The sequence below is a fragment of the Cytobacillus pseudoceanisediminis genome (assembly GCF_023516215.1).
GTDB classification, from domain to species: Bacteria; Bacillota; Bacilli; order Bacillales; family Cytobacillaceae; genus Cytobacillus; species Cytobacillus pseudoceanisediminis.
Window position 1 is genome coordinate 678740 of sequence record NZ_CP097349.1, and the last position, 16879, is coordinate 695618.

A 16879-nucleotide genomic window follows, 5' to 3' on the forward strand; every position below is an offset into this window, starting at 1 on the left:
TCATGACAAGTTGGATATCAGCATCATGCAAATTTCTAACCTTTTATTTAATACGTTACTTTTTTTGAAAAAATTCATTTTTTTAGTAAACTTAATAATATCGATACTGGTACCATAATGTGGGACAAACCGATATAGAAAAGATGAATGCTGAGTTTGAAAATGATATGAGAAGGCTTTTTCTATTAGAAGTTAGGGGAGAAGTGTAAATGCGAGAACTTCCAATAGTGGTTAATGATTTATTAAATGAGTACATAGATCTAGTAAATGAATATATGCCCAATCAGCTTGAAGGCCTTTATTTGCACGGGTCGCTTGCACTGGATGCTTTTGTGGAAGGATCAAGCGATATTGATTTTATTGCGGTTACACAAAGCGGTTTAACTGAATCAGAATTAAAAAAAGCTAAGGAAATCCATAGGATACTAGCAGACAAATATCAGTTTCCTAAGATGGATGGGGTTTATTTAACTCAAAATGACCTGGGAACGCTTTGTGAATGTTTCTACTATAATAACGGGATAATGAATTATGGGCATTTTCTGAATCCAGTCACCTGGTGGCTTTTAAAGAAGAATGGTATTGTCATTTATGGGGATGTTCCGGTTATAGAGATAAATGCCAATGATTTGGTTCGTACACTTATGAGAACATGAATACATATTGGGCAAATCGAATCCAGTCATACGAGGAATCGATTGATGAACTTACACAAACAGCCGACTCTGCGATTGATAAAGAAGTTGAATGGACGGTGCTCGGCATTTTGCGTCAGTTTTACACATTGAGAGAGAAGGATATTATCTCTAAGCAAGGGGCTGGGGAGTACTCCTTAAAGCATTTGCCGGAAAAATGGCACCCAATCATAGTGGATGCCATCAATATTCGCAGAGGTGAGGAAAATAGACATTATACAAGTAAGCGTGATCGAATTGAGGAGACTATTAAACTGTCAAAATATCTTATAAGCCAATCAGCAGCAATTAAAAATAAGTGAGCTTCCCTTGATGTGAAGCTCACTTGACTGAAGGCCGTTACGTTATCCTCATTGGAGTATTCAAGTTATGGGAATCCCGATAAGATCGATAAGAGACAAATCTTTTTCCGTGTGAGGATCCATCCAATTGAAGAATCCTTTCATTAATTGTTTCCATATACAGAAAGTCATCATTCGCATTTAGACGATAGAAAGTGTAGGTGTTTCCAAGGAGTTCTTTCTTTGTTATTTGCGTATCGGGATGCTGCTGGATGAATTCTGACAGCTGCTTAACAGAAACTGAAGGAATCTCTGCCATTTCATAAAGCCTTCCTTTAAGGCTGGCTTTTAGCTTGCCTACGGCACTCATTGCCTTTTCTTTATATTTATTCCTGGACATGAAGTCACTCCTTTATAATGAGATATTAAGAATAATTTCCATTTGCAGAAAGAATAAACATTACCGGCAGGAAAGTCAAGAACAGTAACAACTGAAAAAATATTGCTGAAATCTTTCCTGTACTATGAACGATAGGAAGTGCGCGTTTTGCCTAAACAGATGAGTTATTTAATACCCGATTGTGAAAATTGTTTTGGGCTTTGCTGTGTGGCCCTCCCATATGCAAAATCTGCTGACTTTGCTTTTGATAAGGAAGCAGGTAAACCATGTCCCAATCTGCAAGCTGATTTTCGCTGTCAGATACATGCAGACCTAAGGGGAAAAGGCTTCAGAGGATGCACTTCATTTGAATGCTTTGGAGCAGGCCAAAAAGTATCCCAAAACACTTTTATGAATAGAGACTGGCGCACACATCCCGGACTTAAGAAAGAGATGTTTGATGTGTTTCCCATTATGCATCAGCTTCATGAAATGCTTTTCTACTTAACAGAAATTCTATATTTGGAAGCCGCTAGGCCTATTCATGGTGAAGTCAGAGAAATTTTGGACAAAACAGAGGATTTAACTAATATGGAACCGGGTGTGATTATGGGTACTGATGTCCAGTCACATAGGGGTGAAGTTAATAAGCTGCTTCTGAAAGCCAGTGAGCTTGTCAGGAAGAATTCAGGATTGAATCAAAAATCCGCGAAAAAATATAGCGGCCGGAGAGATTTTATCGGAGCCAGATTAAGCGGTGAGGTGTTGTGCGGAGCAAATTTAAGAGGTTCCCTGTTTATTGCTGCTGACCTGCGCAAAGCTGACTTGAGATATACGGATCTTATTGGTGCAGACTTGAGGGACGCGAATTTAAGCGGAGCTAATCTAATGGGAAGTATTTTTCTTACACAGGCTCAGGTTAATTCAGCAAAAGGGGACATGTATACGAAGCTGCCAAAGGGTTTACAGAGACCTCAGCACTGGGTGAATTAAAAGGAAAGAAGAGATACCGAATGACACAGAACGAAATCGTGCTTGCTGCCAGCACATCAATTCTACAGGAAGGCAAAGTGCTGATGATAAAAGAGAATAAACCCATTGTAAAGAATAAATGGAATTTCCCGTCCGGCCGTGTTGAAAAAGGGGAAGATATCCTTGCGGCTGCCTGAAGAGAAGTAAAAGAAGAAACGGGCTTGGACGTAAACCTGACCCATACAACTGGTATCTATAACTTTACCAGCAGTACAAACCATCAGTCATCTTATTCCCTTTTATTGCTCAAATAAGAGGGGGCTTTTTAAACCTTCAGGAAGAGGAAATTGCCGATAGCTTGGTGAACCTGTCAAACCTTAATCGCTTAAAAGACGAGGCACTTCGCGATGCCAAAGTGATAAGGCAAATCCTCCATGCCGTAAAAGCTGATAAACTTATTCCCTTGGAGCTGTTCAAACAAAGTTATGCTGATAAGGTAAAAGGAATTTTCAGGAATTTTGTCGAAAGAATATCCTATCGATAAAATTAGGTGGGGTATGAATGGAGTTTAAAATTAAGAATGAATATTTTAATAAAGCCGTTGGAGAAGTAAGCAGTGCAATTTCTGCCAAGACACCTTTTCCGATTTTAACCGGGATAAAGCTGACTGCTTGTGAGAACCATTTAAGACTCACTGGAAGCAACTCTGATATTGTGATTGAAAAAGTCATTCCTGCTGCTGATAAAGGGGCTGAACTGGAAATAGTAAAGACTGGCAGTGTTGTAGTAACATCCAGATACCTGACAGAGCTAATTAAAAAGCTGCCGGGTGACATACATATCAAAGTGAATGAAAAGCATAACGTGACAATCATATCAGATGAAATTATCACATACATAAATGGTTTTCCAGCCGAACAGTATCCAAAACTTCCTGAATTTGATAATTCGCACGAGATCCAAATTTCTTCTGTAAAATTATCAGCAATAATAAAGCAGACCGTGTTTGCAGCTTCGAAGAATGATACAAGGCCGGTGCTCACAGGAGTGCATATGATTGTTAAAGAAAATCACTTTTCGTGTGCGGCAACTGACTCACATCGTTTAGCGTTTCTGCAGACAAGGATCGCTTCTGCTTCCAAAGGGTCTTTCATTGTTCCAGGCTCGAGCCTAAAGGAACTTTTAAAGCTATTGGCTCATCAGGAAGAAAGTGAAGTACAAATCTTCTCATCAGAGAGCTATTTAGTTTTCAAAACAAAATCGATCATGCTCTGTTCACGGCTTATTGAAGGCAAGTATCCTGATGTAACTGGACTCATCCCGAATGAAGCGAAAACAGTTATAAAACTGGACGCAAAAAAACTATTAAAGGGAATTGACCGTGCCTGCCTGTTTGCCCTCGAATGGAAGAATAACAATGTCCTCCTGGAGATAAAAGAAGGGGCATTGAAAATATCTTCAGTTTCCTCTGCCATTGGAAAAATTGAAGAAACACAGCCTCTGTTAGAAATCACCGGCGAGCGGGAACTATCCATATCACTTGATGGGAACTTTTTAATGGATGCCCTAAAAGCTATTCAGGAAGAGCATGTACTTTTAAGCTTCAGCGGTTCAATGAAGCCGGTTATAATCAAGCCTGTCAGCGGCGAATCTTATATTCAGCTTGTTTCGCCCGTCCGTTCGTATTGAGAGCAGTCTTCTTACAGAATAAATGACATTTCTAAATCACTTTTTGCACCATTCACCAGCTGGGACAGCTGGCGGATGGTGCTTTTTTATGACTTACCATTACAAGTCTATATTTCCATTTCCATCCATTATAAAATAGAAGGGATGTAAAACTTAAGAAATGCAGATTCAATCTTAAGAAATTCTTAAGATTTCTATTACATTAATGTTAAGATTTTGCGTTTAGTATAAAAATATGAAAAGAGCACCTTGAAAGCAGGGGGATTATGGATAACTATTATGTACTCGTTGTAGATGATGAAAAAGAGATAAGAGATGCTATAGAAATTTATCTTAAAAATGAAGGCATTACTGTATTAAAAGCGAAAGATGGAATCGAAGCTCTGGAGATATTGAATGAGAATCAGGTGCATCTGATTATTTTGGATGTCATGATGCCAAAGCTGGATGGCATTTCAGCTACATATAAAATTCGCGAAAAGAAAAACATCCCGATTATTATTCTGAGTGCCAAAACAGAGGATACAGATAAAATCCTGGGGCTGCAGGTTGGAGCTGATGATTATGTGACCAAGCCTTTCAATCCTATGGAATTGGTTGCCCGTGTGAAATCACAGCTGAGAAGATATGTGACATTCGGAACGTTTGAAGGAGTCAAAAAAGTGATTGATCTGAACGGTCTCATGCTGGATAAGGAAGCAAAAGAAGTGAGTGTTAATGGAGAGCCAGTGAAAATGACTCCGATCGAGTATAAAATTGTGGAACTTTTAATGACGAATGCCGGACGCGTTTTTTCCATTAATGAAATTTATGAACGGGTATGGAACGAGCCGTACTATAACGCAGAAAATACGGTGGCAGTCCATATTCGGAAAATCCGTGAAAAGATTGAAATCGACCCGAAAAATCCGAGATATTTAAAGGTGGTATGGGGAATTGGATACAAGATGGAAAAATAAATTCATCATTGCGATGATAACGGTTTTATTTGCTTACGGAGCGAGCGGCGTTTTGTCTGTTCTAATAAACGGAAGGGAATATGCAAACCCGGACTATTTTCACACAAATCAGTTTAGAAGTGATTTGGATCAATATGCCGGATACCTGGAAATGTTCGAACTGAATAACCTTACCCTCGAAAAAGCTAAGGAAGCCATCGAGGTGTCGGAAGAGGACATCCATGAACATCGCTATCGTTATGGGACTCTGCCTGAACAAATAGATAATATTAGAAGCCAATATGAATATAGAATCCAAGAGGCAAAGGACACTGAAAATAATGAATTTGCCAAGGCTTTAACCGATCAGATGAACAAAAGAATCGAGGATATTACGAAGAACTTTGAGAGCGATGAACACGTACGCCCCAAAGTGATAAAAGAAAAAGAAGAAAAAATAGAAGAGTTTTTCAAGGAAAAAGAACAATTGCGGGATCAGTATGACTTTTATGAGGATTCATTTACTTATTATTTTGAGGACACTTCCACTGGTGAAGTATACACCAATTTAACTTTGTCCAAAAATGAGTCTCCGGATGAAGTAATGAAAAAAGAGATGGTTTATCATACCGATTACACCATGGACAAAAATTACTTCCTTCATATTATTATGGGGGGTATGAGGGGTTTGAACAGTCGCTGGTAGAATCGCAATCAGGCTACTTCAAAGGACAAATTGGCCTGGCTAAAAATCTTCCTGATTCAAATATGTTCATTGACCAAAATAATCTTTTCAAACAAAAGCAGATTGTATTATTAATCTATGGCGGCTCAGCGGTTTTGGCTGTTATCGCTGCATTGATTGCTGGCAGAAGGTCAAAGGCCCTGTCTGCTGAAATCAAAAGGTGGGAGCCTTTATATAATAAGCTCCCTATTGATTTAAGAATAATCTTCTTGGGATTGACAGTAATAGGGAGCAGTTTAGCTCTTTTTCTGATAAATGATTTTTTAATAGACTCCTACAATATCCTGCCGCGTGTTATTGAATTGATTATTGTGCTACTTGGAGCATCTGTTCTATGCGGTCTGACAATTGTTCAGCTCAAATATATCGCGGGTGAATTTAAGGACTTGGAAAACGCAAAGGCAGTTTTGAAAAAGAGTCTGGTTTATAGAACGGCTGGCGGTTTGAAAACCAGCCTGCAGGAAGCCTTTTTAAACCGGAGTACAGGAACGCAGCTGTTTGTTGTTCTAATAATCATCTTTGGAATGGGAATGGGTTCAATTGTCATGTTCTTCCATCCGCTATTTGCCCTGTTTTATGTAATGCTCTTAGCGTTTGCAGGTATTCCGCTGGTTATGGCACTAATCAGGCGCTTAGGCTATTTCAACCGAATTGTTGAGACCGCAAATGAATTGGCAACGGGTCACATGGGCCAGGACTTGCCGGTTAAAGGAAAAGGTGTTCTGGCTTCACTCGCAGGAAATATTAATGTATTGAAGCAGGGCGTCAAAACTTCCCTTAGCGAGCAGGCAAAAAGCGAAAGGCTGAAAACGGAGCTGATAACAAATGTCAGTCACGATCTAAGAACACCATTAACTTCCATTATTACGTACACGGAGCTGCTGAAGTCAGGTGAGGTTTCTGAGGACGATCGCTCTGCCTACCTTGAAATCATTGACCGGAAGTCTAAACGTCTAAAGGTTTTGATTGATGATTTATTCGAAGTCTCGAAAATGGCTAGCGGCAATATTGAGCTCCGGAAGGAAAGAGTGGATCTTATCCAGCTGCTGCAGCAGGCTCTCGCGGAGCATAATAACGCTATTAATGAATCCAATCTGCATTTCAGAGTAACCAAACCTGATCATCCGGCAATCGCATTTGTAGATGGCCAAAAGCTCTGGCGAGTCTTTGATAATTTAATTGGCAATATACTGAAATACTCATTGGAAAACTCAAGGGTCTATATTGCGATAGCGAAAGTGAAAGGCCAGGCAGTTATAACGTTTAAAAATGTTTCTAAATATGAATTGGACGATCAAAGCGAAGAACTGTTCGAGCGTTTCAAACGAGGAGATAAATCAAGGCATACAGATGGTTCAGGCCTGGGGCTTGCCATAGCCAAATCGATTATTGATCTTCATGATGGAAATCTTGAAATAGATACAGATGGTGACTTGTTCAAGGTGAGCATTTCACTGAATATAGAGGAGTAAGGGAAGAGGATGGATTATGGATATTACCGAGCTGTATACGTGTCATTATAAACGCCTTTATCATATATGTTTCTCAATGACAAGAGACGCTTATCTTGCGGAGGATATCGTTCAAGAAACTTTTATTAAAGCCATGAAGAAAGCGGAAACGATTATCGATGAAGAAAAAGCGGGGGCATGGCTGTCTGTCATTGCCCGAAGGACTGCCCTGGACGCTATTCGGAGAGAAAGGCGGAAGGCTGCTGTGCCGATGGAGCAGGACATGCTCGAATGTCTCGGTGTTGCTACAAAACAGAATGTCGAGCAGGAAGTTGAATCCGGCTTTGCTGCTGAGGAAATCACCGGGGCTGTAAAGAAGCTGACAGGCAGCTATAGAGATATTCTTTTGCTGAAAATAGACCGGGGATTAAAGGAAAGGGAAATAGCGGCTATGCTTAATTTAAATCCTTCAACTGTAAAAACCAGAATCTTCAGGGCTCGAAAGCAGCTGAAAATGATGGTGAAAATGGGGGCATAATAACGAGCAATTGGCCAATAAGATTGGCCGCTTGCTCTCTTTTACATTTATCCTTCCGGCATGGGTGTCGTAGCAGACTCGAATCCGATGGAATTGTACTTCTTCATATCAGGTCAATTGTCTTCGCCTCCTTTGCATAGCAGACGTCCGAATTAGTAAATAATAATAATATAAACTTTCGAGAAAGAGATATAAGGAATAACTATGATCTTACTTATAGCTTCAATAATCGCCTTTAATATGATTGCCTTCAAAATAAATAAAAAAATGACTCCCAGCCAAGTATTGCAAATCTGGACTTTTACAATAGCTTTTCAGATGTTATTTGATTTAGTTGTTGAATTTAAACATCATCATTATTGGTACTTTTCTCCAGGTGTTGAATGGGCAGGCTTGCTGCCGAGGTTATTTTTAATTCCGCCGGTAAACATCATTTTTTTGAACGGATACCCTTTTTCAAAAGGGATTATTAAAAAAATGGTTTATATGTTTTTCTTTGTTGCGGCAATTATCCTTTATGAAATGGCGGCTCTGCTTCCTGAACCCTGGGGTTACTTTAATTATGGTACATGGAAAATATGGTATTCGATTATGGTAGATCCATTTCTTCTGCTGTCTCTCGTTTTATTTTATAAATTTATGATTTTATTAGAGCAGAAAAGTTCTTTCCATCAAAAGTATTGAAACAATAAAAGGCGGTTCATTGTATGTATTGGTTTCCTTATCTTTCCTTGCCAAATAATCTGATAAAAGCTCTTATCGAAAATAGAAATTTACGTCAGCTGGGTTGTCATTGCTTTAATTAACTTAAGAACGGATGCAATGCTAAGTTTATATTTTCGCCTATATAAGCTAAAAAGCGGGGAAGCGTAGCTGGGAGTCCGTATCATTGAACTGACTCTTGAAAGCATCATTTGGGATTATTTTTTTAAATTTCATGCCAGAAAGCAAGCCTCTTTTTTCTTCTATACAGCAGCCTGGGTCATTTTTTCACTTCTTTTCGACTGGGTTACAGTCAAGAATTATTTCTCCTGTAAAAGTGGTATCATGCCCCCTATTTTTATGTGTTTGATTTGCATATTATTAGGTGAAATTAAAGCTTCCTGCTTGTGCCGGAAGCTCATTATCTGTTTGGGAGCCTATCTTTATGCCTGGCCATTCTGTTATCGAACAATTTTTTTGCCTCGTGCTTTATCAAACCTCGAAGTGTTGTCAGTATTTTCATGTTTATCACCACTATAGAAATATGCCGCAAAAATCATTCAGTGCAAGTCCTTATATCTGCTAAGGTGAGGAACAAAAGACTCCTGCTCCGTTAATTAGAGGCAGGAGTTTTTTATTTCATTTTTGGGGAGAACATTCAATTTTCGATAAAATCCATATTTTCCCCTGCTGAAAAAGGGTTTTTATTATTGATATAATAGATGGATGTGTACAGCGGAGGTGAAAACAGCATGAATGCATTTATTAATGTGGTTAAAGAATCATTTAATTTCAGCGGAAGATCCAGACGAAGAGAATATTGGATGTTTATTTTGTTTACATTTCTCATCTCAATCATTTTAACTATTATTGAGATGATTTTTGGATGGGAGATTACAGAGGACATTGGAGTCCTTACAACTCTTTTCTCTCTGATTATGTTAATTCCGAGTCTTTCTGTAACTGTCAGAAGGCTGCACGACACCGGGAAAAGCGGCTGGTGGATTCTAATTTCTTTGATTCCTTTAATCGGGGGGATTATAATCCTCATCTTTACTCTAATGGATAGTGAACCTGGATCAAATAAATACGGGCCATATCCTAAAAAAGCAGTATAATAAAAATCTTCAGCCGCCTTGGCTGGAGTTTTTTTGAAACCTTTTTTTAGAAAATTCGTATTACTAATAAGTGGTACTCTTTACCCGGAAGTGAGGAATTTTGGTGAGGAATCGAATATTGAAGAGATTTTCCTATCTTTTTACTGGTGAAACAACGAGTCTCATAATGTTTGTTTTTGTTAGTTATATGGTGAATTATGCTTATCCTGATCTCCATTTATATTCACTTTTTCTTTCTGGTCATCGTTTCTGCTGCTGGAGTTTTTACTCCTTCAAGGCTCCATTTATTGGTTTGTAAAATGGAAGCGGTTAAAAAAAGAAAATACAGCTGCTGCACCGATAAGGCTGATTAAACAGTTAAGGGCCATAAAAAAATGGAACATTGCTATCATAATAATTATTCCTGCTGCCTTCATAGCAGATTATTATATGTGGCAACCATCAACACCTCAGGGACTGACTATTGCCGCCTTTATCTATATCTTTGCCATCCTCGAGTATGTTAACTATTTTCATATTCAGTTATCTTATGATAATCGCTCTGACATTAACAGCCTCAAGCAGTCAAAGCGCTTTAAACAATCATGCTTGAGCAAAGACTTTAAAAGACTGAAAAATTTAAAAGCAAAAAGCAGGAATTTAGGGTGAGCATACTGAACACACATGACATGGAAATGATAGAATCAGCAAATAAATTAATGAAGAAATTATACCAGGAAGGAAAACATCATGTTGCCGCACCAGTCAGAACCAATTCCGGCAAGGTCTATACTGCGGTGAATCTTGAAGCTTATGTTGGAAGAGCTGCTGTCTGTGCTGAAGCAATTGTACTTGGAAAAGCCATATCAGAAAGCGATCAGGAATTTGAGACTATTATTGCCGTACTATCAAACAGTGAAGGGTCTGATTCCCGTGTGGTCTCCCCATGGGAATGTGCAGGGAACTGGTGAGCGATTATGGGGAAGATATACAAGTGATTCTGCCAGGTAAAGGCGATGTTTTTAGGAAATTTGGGGTAATGGAATTGCTGCCGGATAAGTCTAAAAGAATTTAGTATATTGGAGGCGGATTTGTATGAATGGGATTATATGCTAAATACAAAGGAAGAGATTCTGAACTTCCGCGACATAGAGAAAGAATCATGCATTCTATTGAAAAGGATTTGATACTTGATCAAAATGTATTATCTGTTTTTTATGGCGGTTCCATAGGAGAAAACAGTACGGATTTATTTTCAGACATTGATCTGCGGATTATCGTGAATGATAAGGTATTTGAGGAATATAGGCTTAATAAAAAGGAAAGGGCGAAAAAATGGGGAAATGTATTATTCTTCGAAGATAATCCCCGCGCATCACATACAGTTGCACACTATATTAATTTTATTAAAGTAGATGCATTTTATTATCGTTCCCAACAGCTCCAGCCATCTGTATGGCTTCAGAATATAAAGATTGTTCATGATATGGCTGGAGTAATGCTTGCATTATCGGAAAAGTCAAAAGGTTTAACTTACCAGCCCGCTCTTGAGGAAGTAGAAAGCTGGAGAAATAAATTTTTTGCCTATGTACATGAGATATACAGAAGAGTGAGCCGGGGGAGATATATTATGCTCTGCACTGCCTGGACAATCTCCGGTTATCCATAGTAACAGCATGGCATATGGAAGCAGGGCTGCAGCCAAATACCTTTGGAGACTGGGCCAGATTGCAGGGAACAAGGAGCAAACTGGAAACCTGGCAGCTAAAACTACTGGAGGAATGGTTCAGCAGTCCGGAACCCTCTGAAATTATGAAGGTAATGACAAGCATGTTCCCGGAATTCAGAAGAGTTCATGCATGTCTTTGTCACAAGGTTGGGCTGGAAGAAAATGATGATGTTTTGGCGGAAAAGGTACTAGGAATGGTTAATTAAGACAAAGAAAGCAGGCGAGACCAATGGCGAAAGTAATCGGATTTGAATTAAACAGCCAGGATCCGGAAAAAGCAGCTGAGTTTTATTCCAATGTTTTCGGATGGGAGATTGAAGAACCGAATTGGGGATATTGGCCAGTCAAGACAGGAAATGACCAAAATCAAGCTGTAAATGGGGGCATCAGTAAAGGGCCAAACGATTATCCGCATGGAACCCGTATTCAGATAGAAGTGGAATCGATTGACGAATCCATTTCTCTTGCAAAGGAAAATGGGGCAATGGTGGTAAGGGACAAAATGGAATTTGATGATTTCTATCTTGCCTATCTGGTGGATCCGGTCGGGCTTGGGTTTGGGCTTATACAGAAAAAGGGATAAGAGTGATGTTTTAGTGGCGTCCCTCTTGCTTTCTGTCATGATAAAGGAGGTTTTCAATATTCAGCCGCCTGGTAACGATTCCATGGGAATGGCGGAATACATGATTCAAGAACTAATAACGACGAAAAAGACGAAGGTCGAAGGAAAATGGGAGTTAATCGAGAAGAATAACGACGAAAAAGACGAGTGTCGAAGGAAAATGGTAGTTAATCGAGAAGAATAACGACGAAAAAGACGAAGGTCGAAGGAAAATGGGAGTTAATCGAGAAGAATAACGACGAAAAAGACGAGTGTTGAAGGAAAATGGTAGTTAATCGAGAAGAATAACGACGAAAAAGACGAAGGTCGGAGGAAAATGGTAGTTAATCGAGAGGAATAACGACGAAAAAGACGAAGGTCGGAGGAAAATGGGGGTTAATTAAGAATAATAACGACGAAAAAGACAGGGGTAGAAGGAAAATGGTAGTTAGTCGAGATGAATAATGCCCAAAACGACGAGGGCCGAAGGAAAATGGGAGGTAATAAGAAGAATAACGGCGAAAATCCGAGTGTCGAAGGAAAATGTAGTTAATCAAGAAGAATAATGACGAAAAAGACAAGGGTAGAAGGAAATGGTAGTTAATCCTGCGTCTCTTCAAAAAACGATTTCACAGGTATAGGTCCTAATGAGTCCCAATCTTACTGAAGTTAAAAAGGAGGCCATATTATGAGTATAGGTGCAAATTATCTAATGATCGTAAAGAAAAGATTCCAGGCAGTGAAGGAATTAGCGGATATAACCATTCAGCGGCTTTCCAATGAGGAATTGAATTGGGCTTGCAATGAAGAGTCCAATAGTACAGCGGTAATTATCAGGCATATGAGCGGCAATATGGTTTCACGGTGGACCAATTTTTTGACATCAGATGGAGAAAAGCCTTATCGAAACAGGGATGAGGAGTTTTCAACAGCCACAGCCACAAAGGATGAACTATTATTGATTTGGGAAAAAGGGTGGAAAGTACTGTTTTCCGCTTTAGATAGTTTAAAAGAGGAGGATCTGCTTAAAAATATCACTATTCGAGGCGAGAGCCATCTAGTTATGGATGCAATAGAAAGGCAGATGGCCCATTATTCTTACCATGTTGGACAGATTGTTTATATCGGCAAGCTATTAAAAAACGAAGAGTGGGAAAGTCTCAGTATTCCGAGAGGGAAATCCGATGAATTTCTTAAGGAAATGCTCGACAAGCACGATGCCGGAAAATAGGATAGGCAGTGCATTATTTGCAATTGAGGAGGGAAATCATTGAGTAAACTAAGAATATCGCTGGCGGCAGGCAACATTTTAATTTCCCTTTATATGTTAATCACCCAAAGCTTTGATTGGATTCCATTTAGTTCTTTTCTTTTAGGCATGTTAATGCTGGTGATAGGCTGGGAAGAGCTGAAGAAAGGCAAAAGGGGATTCTTTTTCATCACGCTTCAAACATAATTAGCCTAATGGTATAATAAGGAAAAATCGAAAGAAGTGTTCTTTTTGGATCTTATGACGGGGAAAATCGTGTTTACTTCTTTATTTATTATCCTTATACATAGTATTGAAACACTGGCTTATGCAGTCCGATTATCGGGTGCCAGGGTCAAGCTGATAGCATCAGGGCTTTCTTTGTTCAGTACCATTGTCATTGTTTCACGAATGGCAAACATGGGGCAGCAGCCTTTGCTTGGCAGTATTATTGATACAGCGCCTGAACAAAACTTTCTCGTTTATGTGGAAAGCCAATTCAGGGTGTTAATAGGGGCATCCACAATAGGAACCATAATTGGAATTCTATTGCTCCCAACATTCATAGCCATTTTCTCAAGAGCGATTATCCGTCTTGCCGATGAGGAAGGGTCGGTTCCTTCATTACTGAAAATCGGGTTTAATTGGAAATCGGCAAAGAGAATGGTTAAACATTTTAAAATTCCGAGAATCTCCTATTTAAATGGGCTTAAACTTAGTGAAATTCCAAAACGGCTATTTTTATTCAATATGTTTGTAACAGCCATATATACAATTGGAGTACTGGCAGCCTTATATGCTTCCCTGCTTACAACGGCTAGCTCAAATACTGCTGTAATGGCATCCGGACTCATAAACGGTGTGGCAACGATTCTTCTATCCATTTTTGTGGACCCGAAAATTTCTGTTATGTCAGATAATGTGGTGCACGGGAAGGCCAAGTATTCGAATTTAAAAGGAATTTCGATTATGATGGTTACCTCCAGATTGATTGGAACAGTCCTTGCACAAATCATGTTTATACCCGGTGCATATTACATAGCCTGGGCTTCAAAGTTTTTTGTATAAAACATAAATAGAAACGGCACTGTCCATCCAGTGCCGTTTCCATTTAAATTTATATACTTTGGCTTTTTTTGCGCTTGTTTACATATTTGTAAGTGAACACTATAATGACTGCTGCAATGATGATCAGGGCTAGAGGCAGGGCATAGCTATTAAAAATTTCCTCTGCTTCTTTGTAGTGAGGGCCCAGTTTATATCCTAAATAAACATAGAATGCGGTAATCGGCAGCATTGCGAGGAATGTATAGATAGAGAACTTCCACACATTCATTTTGGCCATCCCGCATGGAATGGAAATCGCAGTACGGACAACTGGCATAAATCGGGCGAAGAAAGCTACCCCTGCGCCATATTTTTCAAAAAACTTGTCCGAAGCATCAATCTGTTTTTGAGAAACCAAGAAATATTTTCCGTATTTTAAAACCATTGGACGGCCGCCATATCTGCCCAATGCATATAAAGTCAGCGGTCCAATCGTTCCTCCCACTGTACCTGCTAATACGACTAAATAATAATTAAAGTCTCCCTGGAAGACCCAAAAGCCCGCCAAAGGAAGAACCACTTCTGCCGGGATAAATTCAAAGCATAATGAAAGCAAAATACCAAAGTAAGAAAACTGTTTTAAGAAATCAATAAAGCTGATAATAATTTCTGACATAGCCACACATCCTGTTGATTAATAAGAAAAGCGCAAGCGCCTTGCCCACCCCGACACCTCGAGGGGGCAGGCTGCTTGCGCTGGACAATTCACGAAATTAAAAGATATAAAACGTACATAAGTCAGTCTAACGGGTAATAGGAAAACAATCAAGTATTTATATAGACAGGCAAAAAAGAAACGGCAGCTGCCGTAACCGGAGCCGCCGTTTTTCCTAGCTTAATTGGGGCTTGCTTTTAAAAACTTCCAGATAATGCAGCTGGTGCCCATCTTTTTCGTGGACTTTAAATGTAAATCCATCTGCTTCAATCTCTGTTCCTATCTCTGCTTCCATATGCTGTGTCAGGAACCAGCCGCCGATTGTATCAACGTCTTCATGCTCAAAATCTGTGCCAAGCAGATTATTGACATCGTCTATAAGAAGCTTGGAATCCAGAATATAGTGGTTATCGTTAAGCTTTCTAATTTCAGGAACCTCATCTTCATCAAATTCATCACGGATTTCTCCGACAATTTCTTCAAGAATGTCTTCGACAGTCACCAATCCGGAAGTTCCGCCATATTCATCCATTAAAATGGCAATATGGATGCGTTCTTTTTGCATTTTGACTAGCAGGTCATGAATCGGAATGCTTTCAATTACATGGATAACCGGGTTAATAAACGAGTCAAGCTCAAGATTCTCCGGGGTGATCCTGTTTGTAAGACTGGCCGTCAGAAATTCTTTTACATTAATAAACCCTCGGATATTGTCCTTATCCCCATCTTCCACTGGATATCGTGTGTAATTCTCTCTCTGGATTGTTTGCATAATATCTTCTATTGTGTCATCAGAAGCAATCGTAATCATTTCAGTACGCGGAACCATGATTTCTTTTGCAATTCTTTCATCAAATTCAAAGATATTGTTCACGTACTTTAACTCATTTTTATTGATCTCACCGCTTTTATAACTCTCGGATAAAAGAATTCGCAGTTCTTCTTCGGAATGGGCGATCTCATGCTCAGAAGCCGGTTTTAAACCAAATATGCCAACCAGTACCCGAGCAGATCCGTTTAAGAACCAAATGAAAGGGAACATCAAACGGTAGAACCAAATAATCGGCGCTGCGAACGCCATTGTAACAGCCTCAGCTTTTTGAATGGCAACGGTTTTTGGTGCAAGCTCACCTACAACCACATGCAGGAAGGTGACTAAAGCAAAGGCTATGCCGAAGGATAAAATATGGGTAAGCGATTCGGCAATCTCAAATCTTTCAAATACCGGGTGCAATAACTTTTCGACAGTAGGCTCACCAAGCCAGCCCAGCCCTAATGCGGTAATGGTTATTCCCAATTGACAGGCTGATAAATACTCATCAAGGTGAGTGACGACTCTCTTAGCTGAAATAGCCCTTTTATTGCCCTCAGCAATCAGTTGATCAATTCGGGAAACACGTACTTTTACAATCGCAAACTCAGTTGCTACGAAGAATGCGGTTAATGCTATTAATAGTGCAATCAGTAATAAATTTATGGTTGTCAACGAGCAGTCTTACTAAAGTAAGACATACACCTCCTAAAATGGTTATAATCCTTATAAAGTTCACTACTTAAATTGTGCCCAAATAGATATCCATAATGCTCCAAAAACCCAAAAAACGTTTTGGGACAGGATATCAGTTGAGCAATAAAAGCAATGTTTGAATTAATGATAAGCTTTCATGTGAAATATTCTTTTTGACATATTCGTATTTTTCGGGATCAGATTTTTTAAGCTGTGAAAGTGCTTTTGTCACATCTTCCTCCAGATCCTGAATTTTGAGCCTTAGTTCAAGAACATCTACCTCTTCAGAAAATCGGCCGATAACTTTTTCTTTATTTCCTCCAGCGACAAACCATCCGCTTTACATTTTTCGATAAAAGCAATACGTTCGATGGCGGAATAATCATAATAGCGATAATTTGAAGGGGAACGTTCTGCTTTTAGCAGTCCGAGTGAAGTATAGTAATCAATCGTTCTCTTAGTAACCTTTGCTTTTTCAGCCAATTCTCCTATTCTTAACTTCTCAGCCCCATGAGGATTCCTCCAAACTGTTACGTGATGGTTA

At 39.3% G+C, this 16879-nt stretch carries 22 protein-coding genes and 2 pseudogenes; 20 read left to right on the top strand and 4 right to left on the bottom strand.

Features of this window, described 5'->3' with window-relative positions:
• The first annotated feature begins 209 nt into the window (after nucleotides 1–209).
• Both M5V91_RS03680 and M5V91_RS03685 read left to right on the top strand, forming a co-directional pair.
• The gene (locus M5V91_RS03680; protein ID WP_251174954.1) at nucleotides 210–656 is read left to right on the top strand and encodes a nucleotidyltransferase domain-containing protein; all 447 of its coding nucleotides are present in this window, start codon (nucleotides 210–212) and stop codon (nucleotides 654–656) included.
• Nucleotides 653–997: an aminoglycoside adenylyltransferase domain-containing protein gene (locus M5V91_RS03685; RefSeq protein ID WP_251174953.1), complete on the top strand. Its 345-nt coding sequence runs from the start codon at nucleotides 653–655 to the stop codon at nucleotides 995–997. Before M5V91_RS03680 ends, M5V91_RS03685 begins: the two co-directional genes overlap by 4 nt.
• A 37-nt stretch (nucleotides 998–1034) precedes the next feature.
• Here M5V91_RS03685 and M5V91_RS03690 read toward each other — a convergent pair whose 3' ends face one another.
• The gene (locus M5V91_RS03690) at nucleotides 1035–1376 is read right to left on the bottom strand and encodes a hypothetical protein (protein ID WP_009333636.1); all 342 of its coding nucleotides are present in this window, start codon (nucleotides 1374–1376) and stop codon (nucleotides 1035–1037) included.
• Between the two features lie 159 nt (nucleotides 1377–1535).
• Between M5V91_RS03690 and M5V91_RS03695 the strand changes: the two genes are divergently transcribed.
• The 18 genes and pseudogenes from M5V91_RS03695 to M5V91_RS03775 all read left to right on the top strand — a co-directional run bounded on the left by M5V91_RS03695 (nucleotide 1536) and on the right by M5V91_RS03775 (nucleotide 14134).
• On the top strand, nucleotides 1536–2348 hold the full coding sequence (locus M5V91_RS03695; protein ID WP_251175013.1) for a pentapeptide repeat-containing protein: 813 nt from the start codon (nucleotides 1536–1538) through the stop codon (nucleotides 2346–2348).
• 20 nt (nucleotides 2349–2368) lie between these two features.
• Nucleotides 2369–2524 (top strand): NUDIX hydrolase, encoded by a 156-nt coding sequence (locus tag M5V91_RS03700; RefSeq protein WP_251174952.1) that lies wholly within the window; start codon nucleotides 2369–2371, stop codon nucleotides 2522–2524.
• 364 nt (nucleotides 2525–2888) lie between these two features.
• Nucleotides 2889–4016 carry a DNA polymerase III subunit beta gene (gene dnaN / locus M5V91_RS03705; RefSeq protein WP_251174951.1) on the top strand — a complete coding sequence of 376 codons (1128 nt, stop codon included), beginning with the start codon at nucleotides 2889–2891 and terminating at the stop codon, nucleotides 4014–4016.
• 266 nt (nucleotides 4017–4282) lie between these two features.
• On the top strand, nucleotides 4283–4975 hold the full coding sequence (locus M5V91_RS03710; RefSeq protein ID WP_009333640.1) for a response regulator transcription factor: 693 nt from the start codon (nucleotides 4283–4285) through the stop codon (nucleotides 4973–4975).
• Nucleotides 4953–5660: a hypothetical protein gene (locus M5V91_RS03715; protein ID WP_284521723.1), complete on the top strand. Its 708-nt coding sequence runs from the start codon at nucleotides 4953–4955 to the stop codon at nucleotides 5658–5660. The genes M5V91_RS03710 and M5V91_RS03715 overlap by 23 nt, the downstream gene beginning before the upstream one ends.
• A gap of 62 nt (nucleotides 5661–5722) precedes the next feature.
• Nucleotides 5723–7171, top strand: coding sequence for a sensor histidine kinase (locus M5V91_RS03720; RefSeq protein ID WP_284521724.1), 1449 nt, complete (start codon nucleotides 5723–5725; stop codon nucleotides 7169–7171).
• Nucleotides 7172–7187: 16 nt separating this feature from the next.
• Nucleotides 7188–7688 carry an RNA polymerase sigma factor gene (locus tag M5V91_RS03725; RefSeq protein ID WP_019382559.1) on the top strand — a complete coding sequence of 167 codons (501 nt, stop codon included), beginning with the start codon at nucleotides 7188–7190 and terminating at the stop codon, nucleotides 7686–7688.
• 204 nt (nucleotides 7689–7892) lie between these two features.
• Entirely contained in the window at nucleotides 7893–8372 is a 480-nt protein-coding gene (locus M5V91_RS03730; protein WP_019382560.1) for a hypothetical protein, read from the top strand.
• A 770-nt stretch (nucleotides 8373–9142) separates the two neighbouring features.
• Nucleotides 9143–9508: a DUF805 domain-containing protein gene (locus tag M5V91_RS03735; RefSeq protein ID WP_009333644.1), complete on the top strand. Its 366-nt coding sequence runs from the start codon at nucleotides 9143–9145 to the stop codon at nucleotides 9506–9508.
• 103 nt (nucleotides 9509–9611) lie between these two features.
• Nucleotides 9612–10156: pseudogene (locus tag M5V91_RS03740) on the top strand (general stress protein).
• Nucleotides 10157–10176: 20 nt separating this feature from the next.
• Nucleotides 10177–10562: pseudogene (locus M5V91_RS03745) on the top strand (cytidine deaminase).
• A 24-nt stretch (nucleotides 10563–10586) separates the two neighbouring features.
• Complete coding sequence (locus tag M5V91_RS03750; RefSeq protein ID WP_369425928.1) at nucleotides 10587–11156, top strand: hypothetical protein; 570 nt, start codon at nucleotides 10587–10589, stop codon at nucleotides 11154–11156.
• 14 nt (nucleotides 11157–11170) lie between these two features.
• Nucleotides 11171–11422, top strand: coding sequence for a hypothetical protein (locus tag M5V91_RS30260; RefSeq protein ID WP_369425929.1), 252 nt, complete (start codon nucleotides 11171–11173; stop codon nucleotides 11420–11422).
• Between the two features lie 23 nt (nucleotides 11423–11445).
• Complete coding sequence (locus M5V91_RS03755; protein ID WP_251174949.1) at nucleotides 11446–11799, top strand: VOC family protein; 354 nt, start codon at nucleotides 11446–11448, stop codon at nucleotides 11797–11799.
• Nucleotides 11800–11812: 13 nt separating this feature from the next.
• Entirely contained in the window at nucleotides 11813–12022 is a 210-nt protein-coding gene (locus M5V91_RS03760; RefSeq protein ID WP_251174948.1) for a hypothetical protein, read from the top strand.
• A gap of 483 nt (nucleotides 12023–12505) precedes the next feature.
• Nucleotides 12506–13048: a DUF1572 family protein gene (locus M5V91_RS03765; RefSeq protein WP_009333649.1), complete on the top strand. Its 543-nt coding sequence runs from the start codon at nucleotides 12506–12508 to the stop codon at nucleotides 13046–13048.
• Nucleotides 13049–13087: 39 nt separating this feature from the next.
• On the top strand, nucleotides 13088–13273 hold the full coding sequence (locus tag M5V91_RS03770; protein ID WP_009333650.1) for a hypothetical protein: 186 nt from the start codon (nucleotides 13088–13090) through the stop codon (nucleotides 13271–13273).
• Between the two features lie 45 nt (nucleotides 13274–13318).
• The gene (locus M5V91_RS03775) at nucleotides 13319–14134 is read left to right on the top strand and encodes a lipid II flippase Amj family protein (protein ID WP_034296771.1); all 816 of its coding nucleotides are present in this window, start codon (nucleotides 13319–13321) and stop codon (nucleotides 14132–14134) included.
• 49 nt (nucleotides 14135–14183) lie between these two features.
• On the opposite strand, the gene M5V91_RS03780 is transcribed toward M5V91_RS03775, so the two are convergent.
• The 3 genes from M5V91_RS03780 to M5V91_RS03790 all read right to left on the bottom strand — a co-directional run bounded on the left by M5V91_RS03780 (nucleotide 14184) and on the right by M5V91_RS03790 (nucleotide 16818).
• Nucleotides 14184–14789, bottom strand: a complete 606-nt coding sequence (locus M5V91_RS03780; RefSeq protein WP_009333652.1) for a DedA family protein — start codon at nucleotides 14787–14789, stop codon at nucleotides 14184–14186.
• A gap of 214 nt (nucleotides 14790–15003) precedes the next feature.
• On the bottom strand, nucleotides 15004–16314 hold the full coding sequence (locus M5V91_RS03785) for a hemolysin family protein (protein WP_009333653.1): 1311 nt from the start codon (nucleotides 16312–16314) through the stop codon (nucleotides 15004–15006).
• 297 nt (nucleotides 16315–16611) lie between these two features.
• Entirely contained in the window at nucleotides 16612–16818 is a 207-nt protein-coding gene (locus M5V91_RS03790) for a MerR family transcriptional regulator (RefSeq protein WP_284521725.1), read from the bottom strand.
• Nucleotides 16819–16879: the final 61 nt, after the last annotated feature.

Coding starts and splice junctions, on each gene's coding strand:
- M5V91_RS03750 (WP_369425928.1), top strand. CDS start 10,587: ATGGGATTATATGCTAAATACAAAGGAAGAGATTCTGAACTTCCGCGA.
- M5V91_RS03735 (WP_009333644.1), top strand. CDS start 9,143: ATGAATGCATTTATTAATGTGGTTAAAGAATCATTTAATTTCAGCGGA.
- M5V91_RS03730 (WP_019382560.1), top strand. CDS start 7,893: ATGATCTTACTTATAGCTTCAATAATCGCCTTTAATATGATTGCCTTC.
- M5V91_RS03690 (WP_009333636.1), bottom strand. CDS start 1,376: ATGTCCAGGAATAAATATAAAGAAAAGGCAATGAGTGCCGTAGGCAAG.
- M5V91_RS03680 (WP_251174954.1), top strand. CDS start 210: ATGCGAGAACTTCCAATAGTGGTTAATGATTTATTAAATGAGTACATA.
- M5V91_RS03695 (WP_251175013.1), top strand. CDS start 1,536: ATGAGTTATTTAATACCCGATTGTGAAAATTGTTTTGGGCTTTGCTGT.
- M5V91_RS03700 (WP_251174952.1), top strand. CDS start 2,369: ATGACACAGAACGAAATCGTGCTTGCTGCCAGCACATCAATTCTACAG.
- M5V91_RS03765 (WP_009333649.1), top strand. CDS start 12,506: ATGAGTATAGGTGCAAATTATCTAATGATCGTAAAGAAAAGATTCCAG.
- dnaN (WP_251174951.1), top strand. CDS start 2,889: ATGGAGTTTAAAATTAAGAATGAATATTTTAATAAAGCCGTTGGAGAA.
- M5V91_RS03710 (WP_009333640.1), top strand. CDS start 4,283: ATGGATAACTATTATGTACTCGTTGTAGATGATGAAAAAGAGATAAGA.
- M5V91_RS03780 (WP_009333652.1), bottom strand. CDS start 14,789: ATGTCAGAAATTATTATCAGCTTTATTGATTTCTTAAAACAGTTTTCT.
- M5V91_RS03755 (WP_251174949.1), top strand. CDS start 11,446: ATGGCGAAAGTAATCGGATTTGAATTAAACAGCCAGGATCCGGAAAAA.
- M5V91_RS03725 (WP_019382559.1), top strand. CDS start 7,188: ATGGATATTACCGAGCTGTATACGTGTCATTATAAACGCCTTTATCAT.
- M5V91_RS03685 (WP_251174953.1), top strand. CDS start 653: ATGAATACATATTGGGCAAATCGAATCCAGTCATACGAGGAATCGATT.
- M5V91_RS30260 (WP_369425929.1), top strand. CDS start 11,171: ATGGAAGCAGGGCTGCAGCCAAATACCTTTGGAGACTGGGCCAGATTG.
- M5V91_RS03720 (WP_284521724.1), top strand. CDS start 5,723: ATGTTCATTGACCAAAATAATCTTTTCAAACAAAAGCAGATTGTATTA.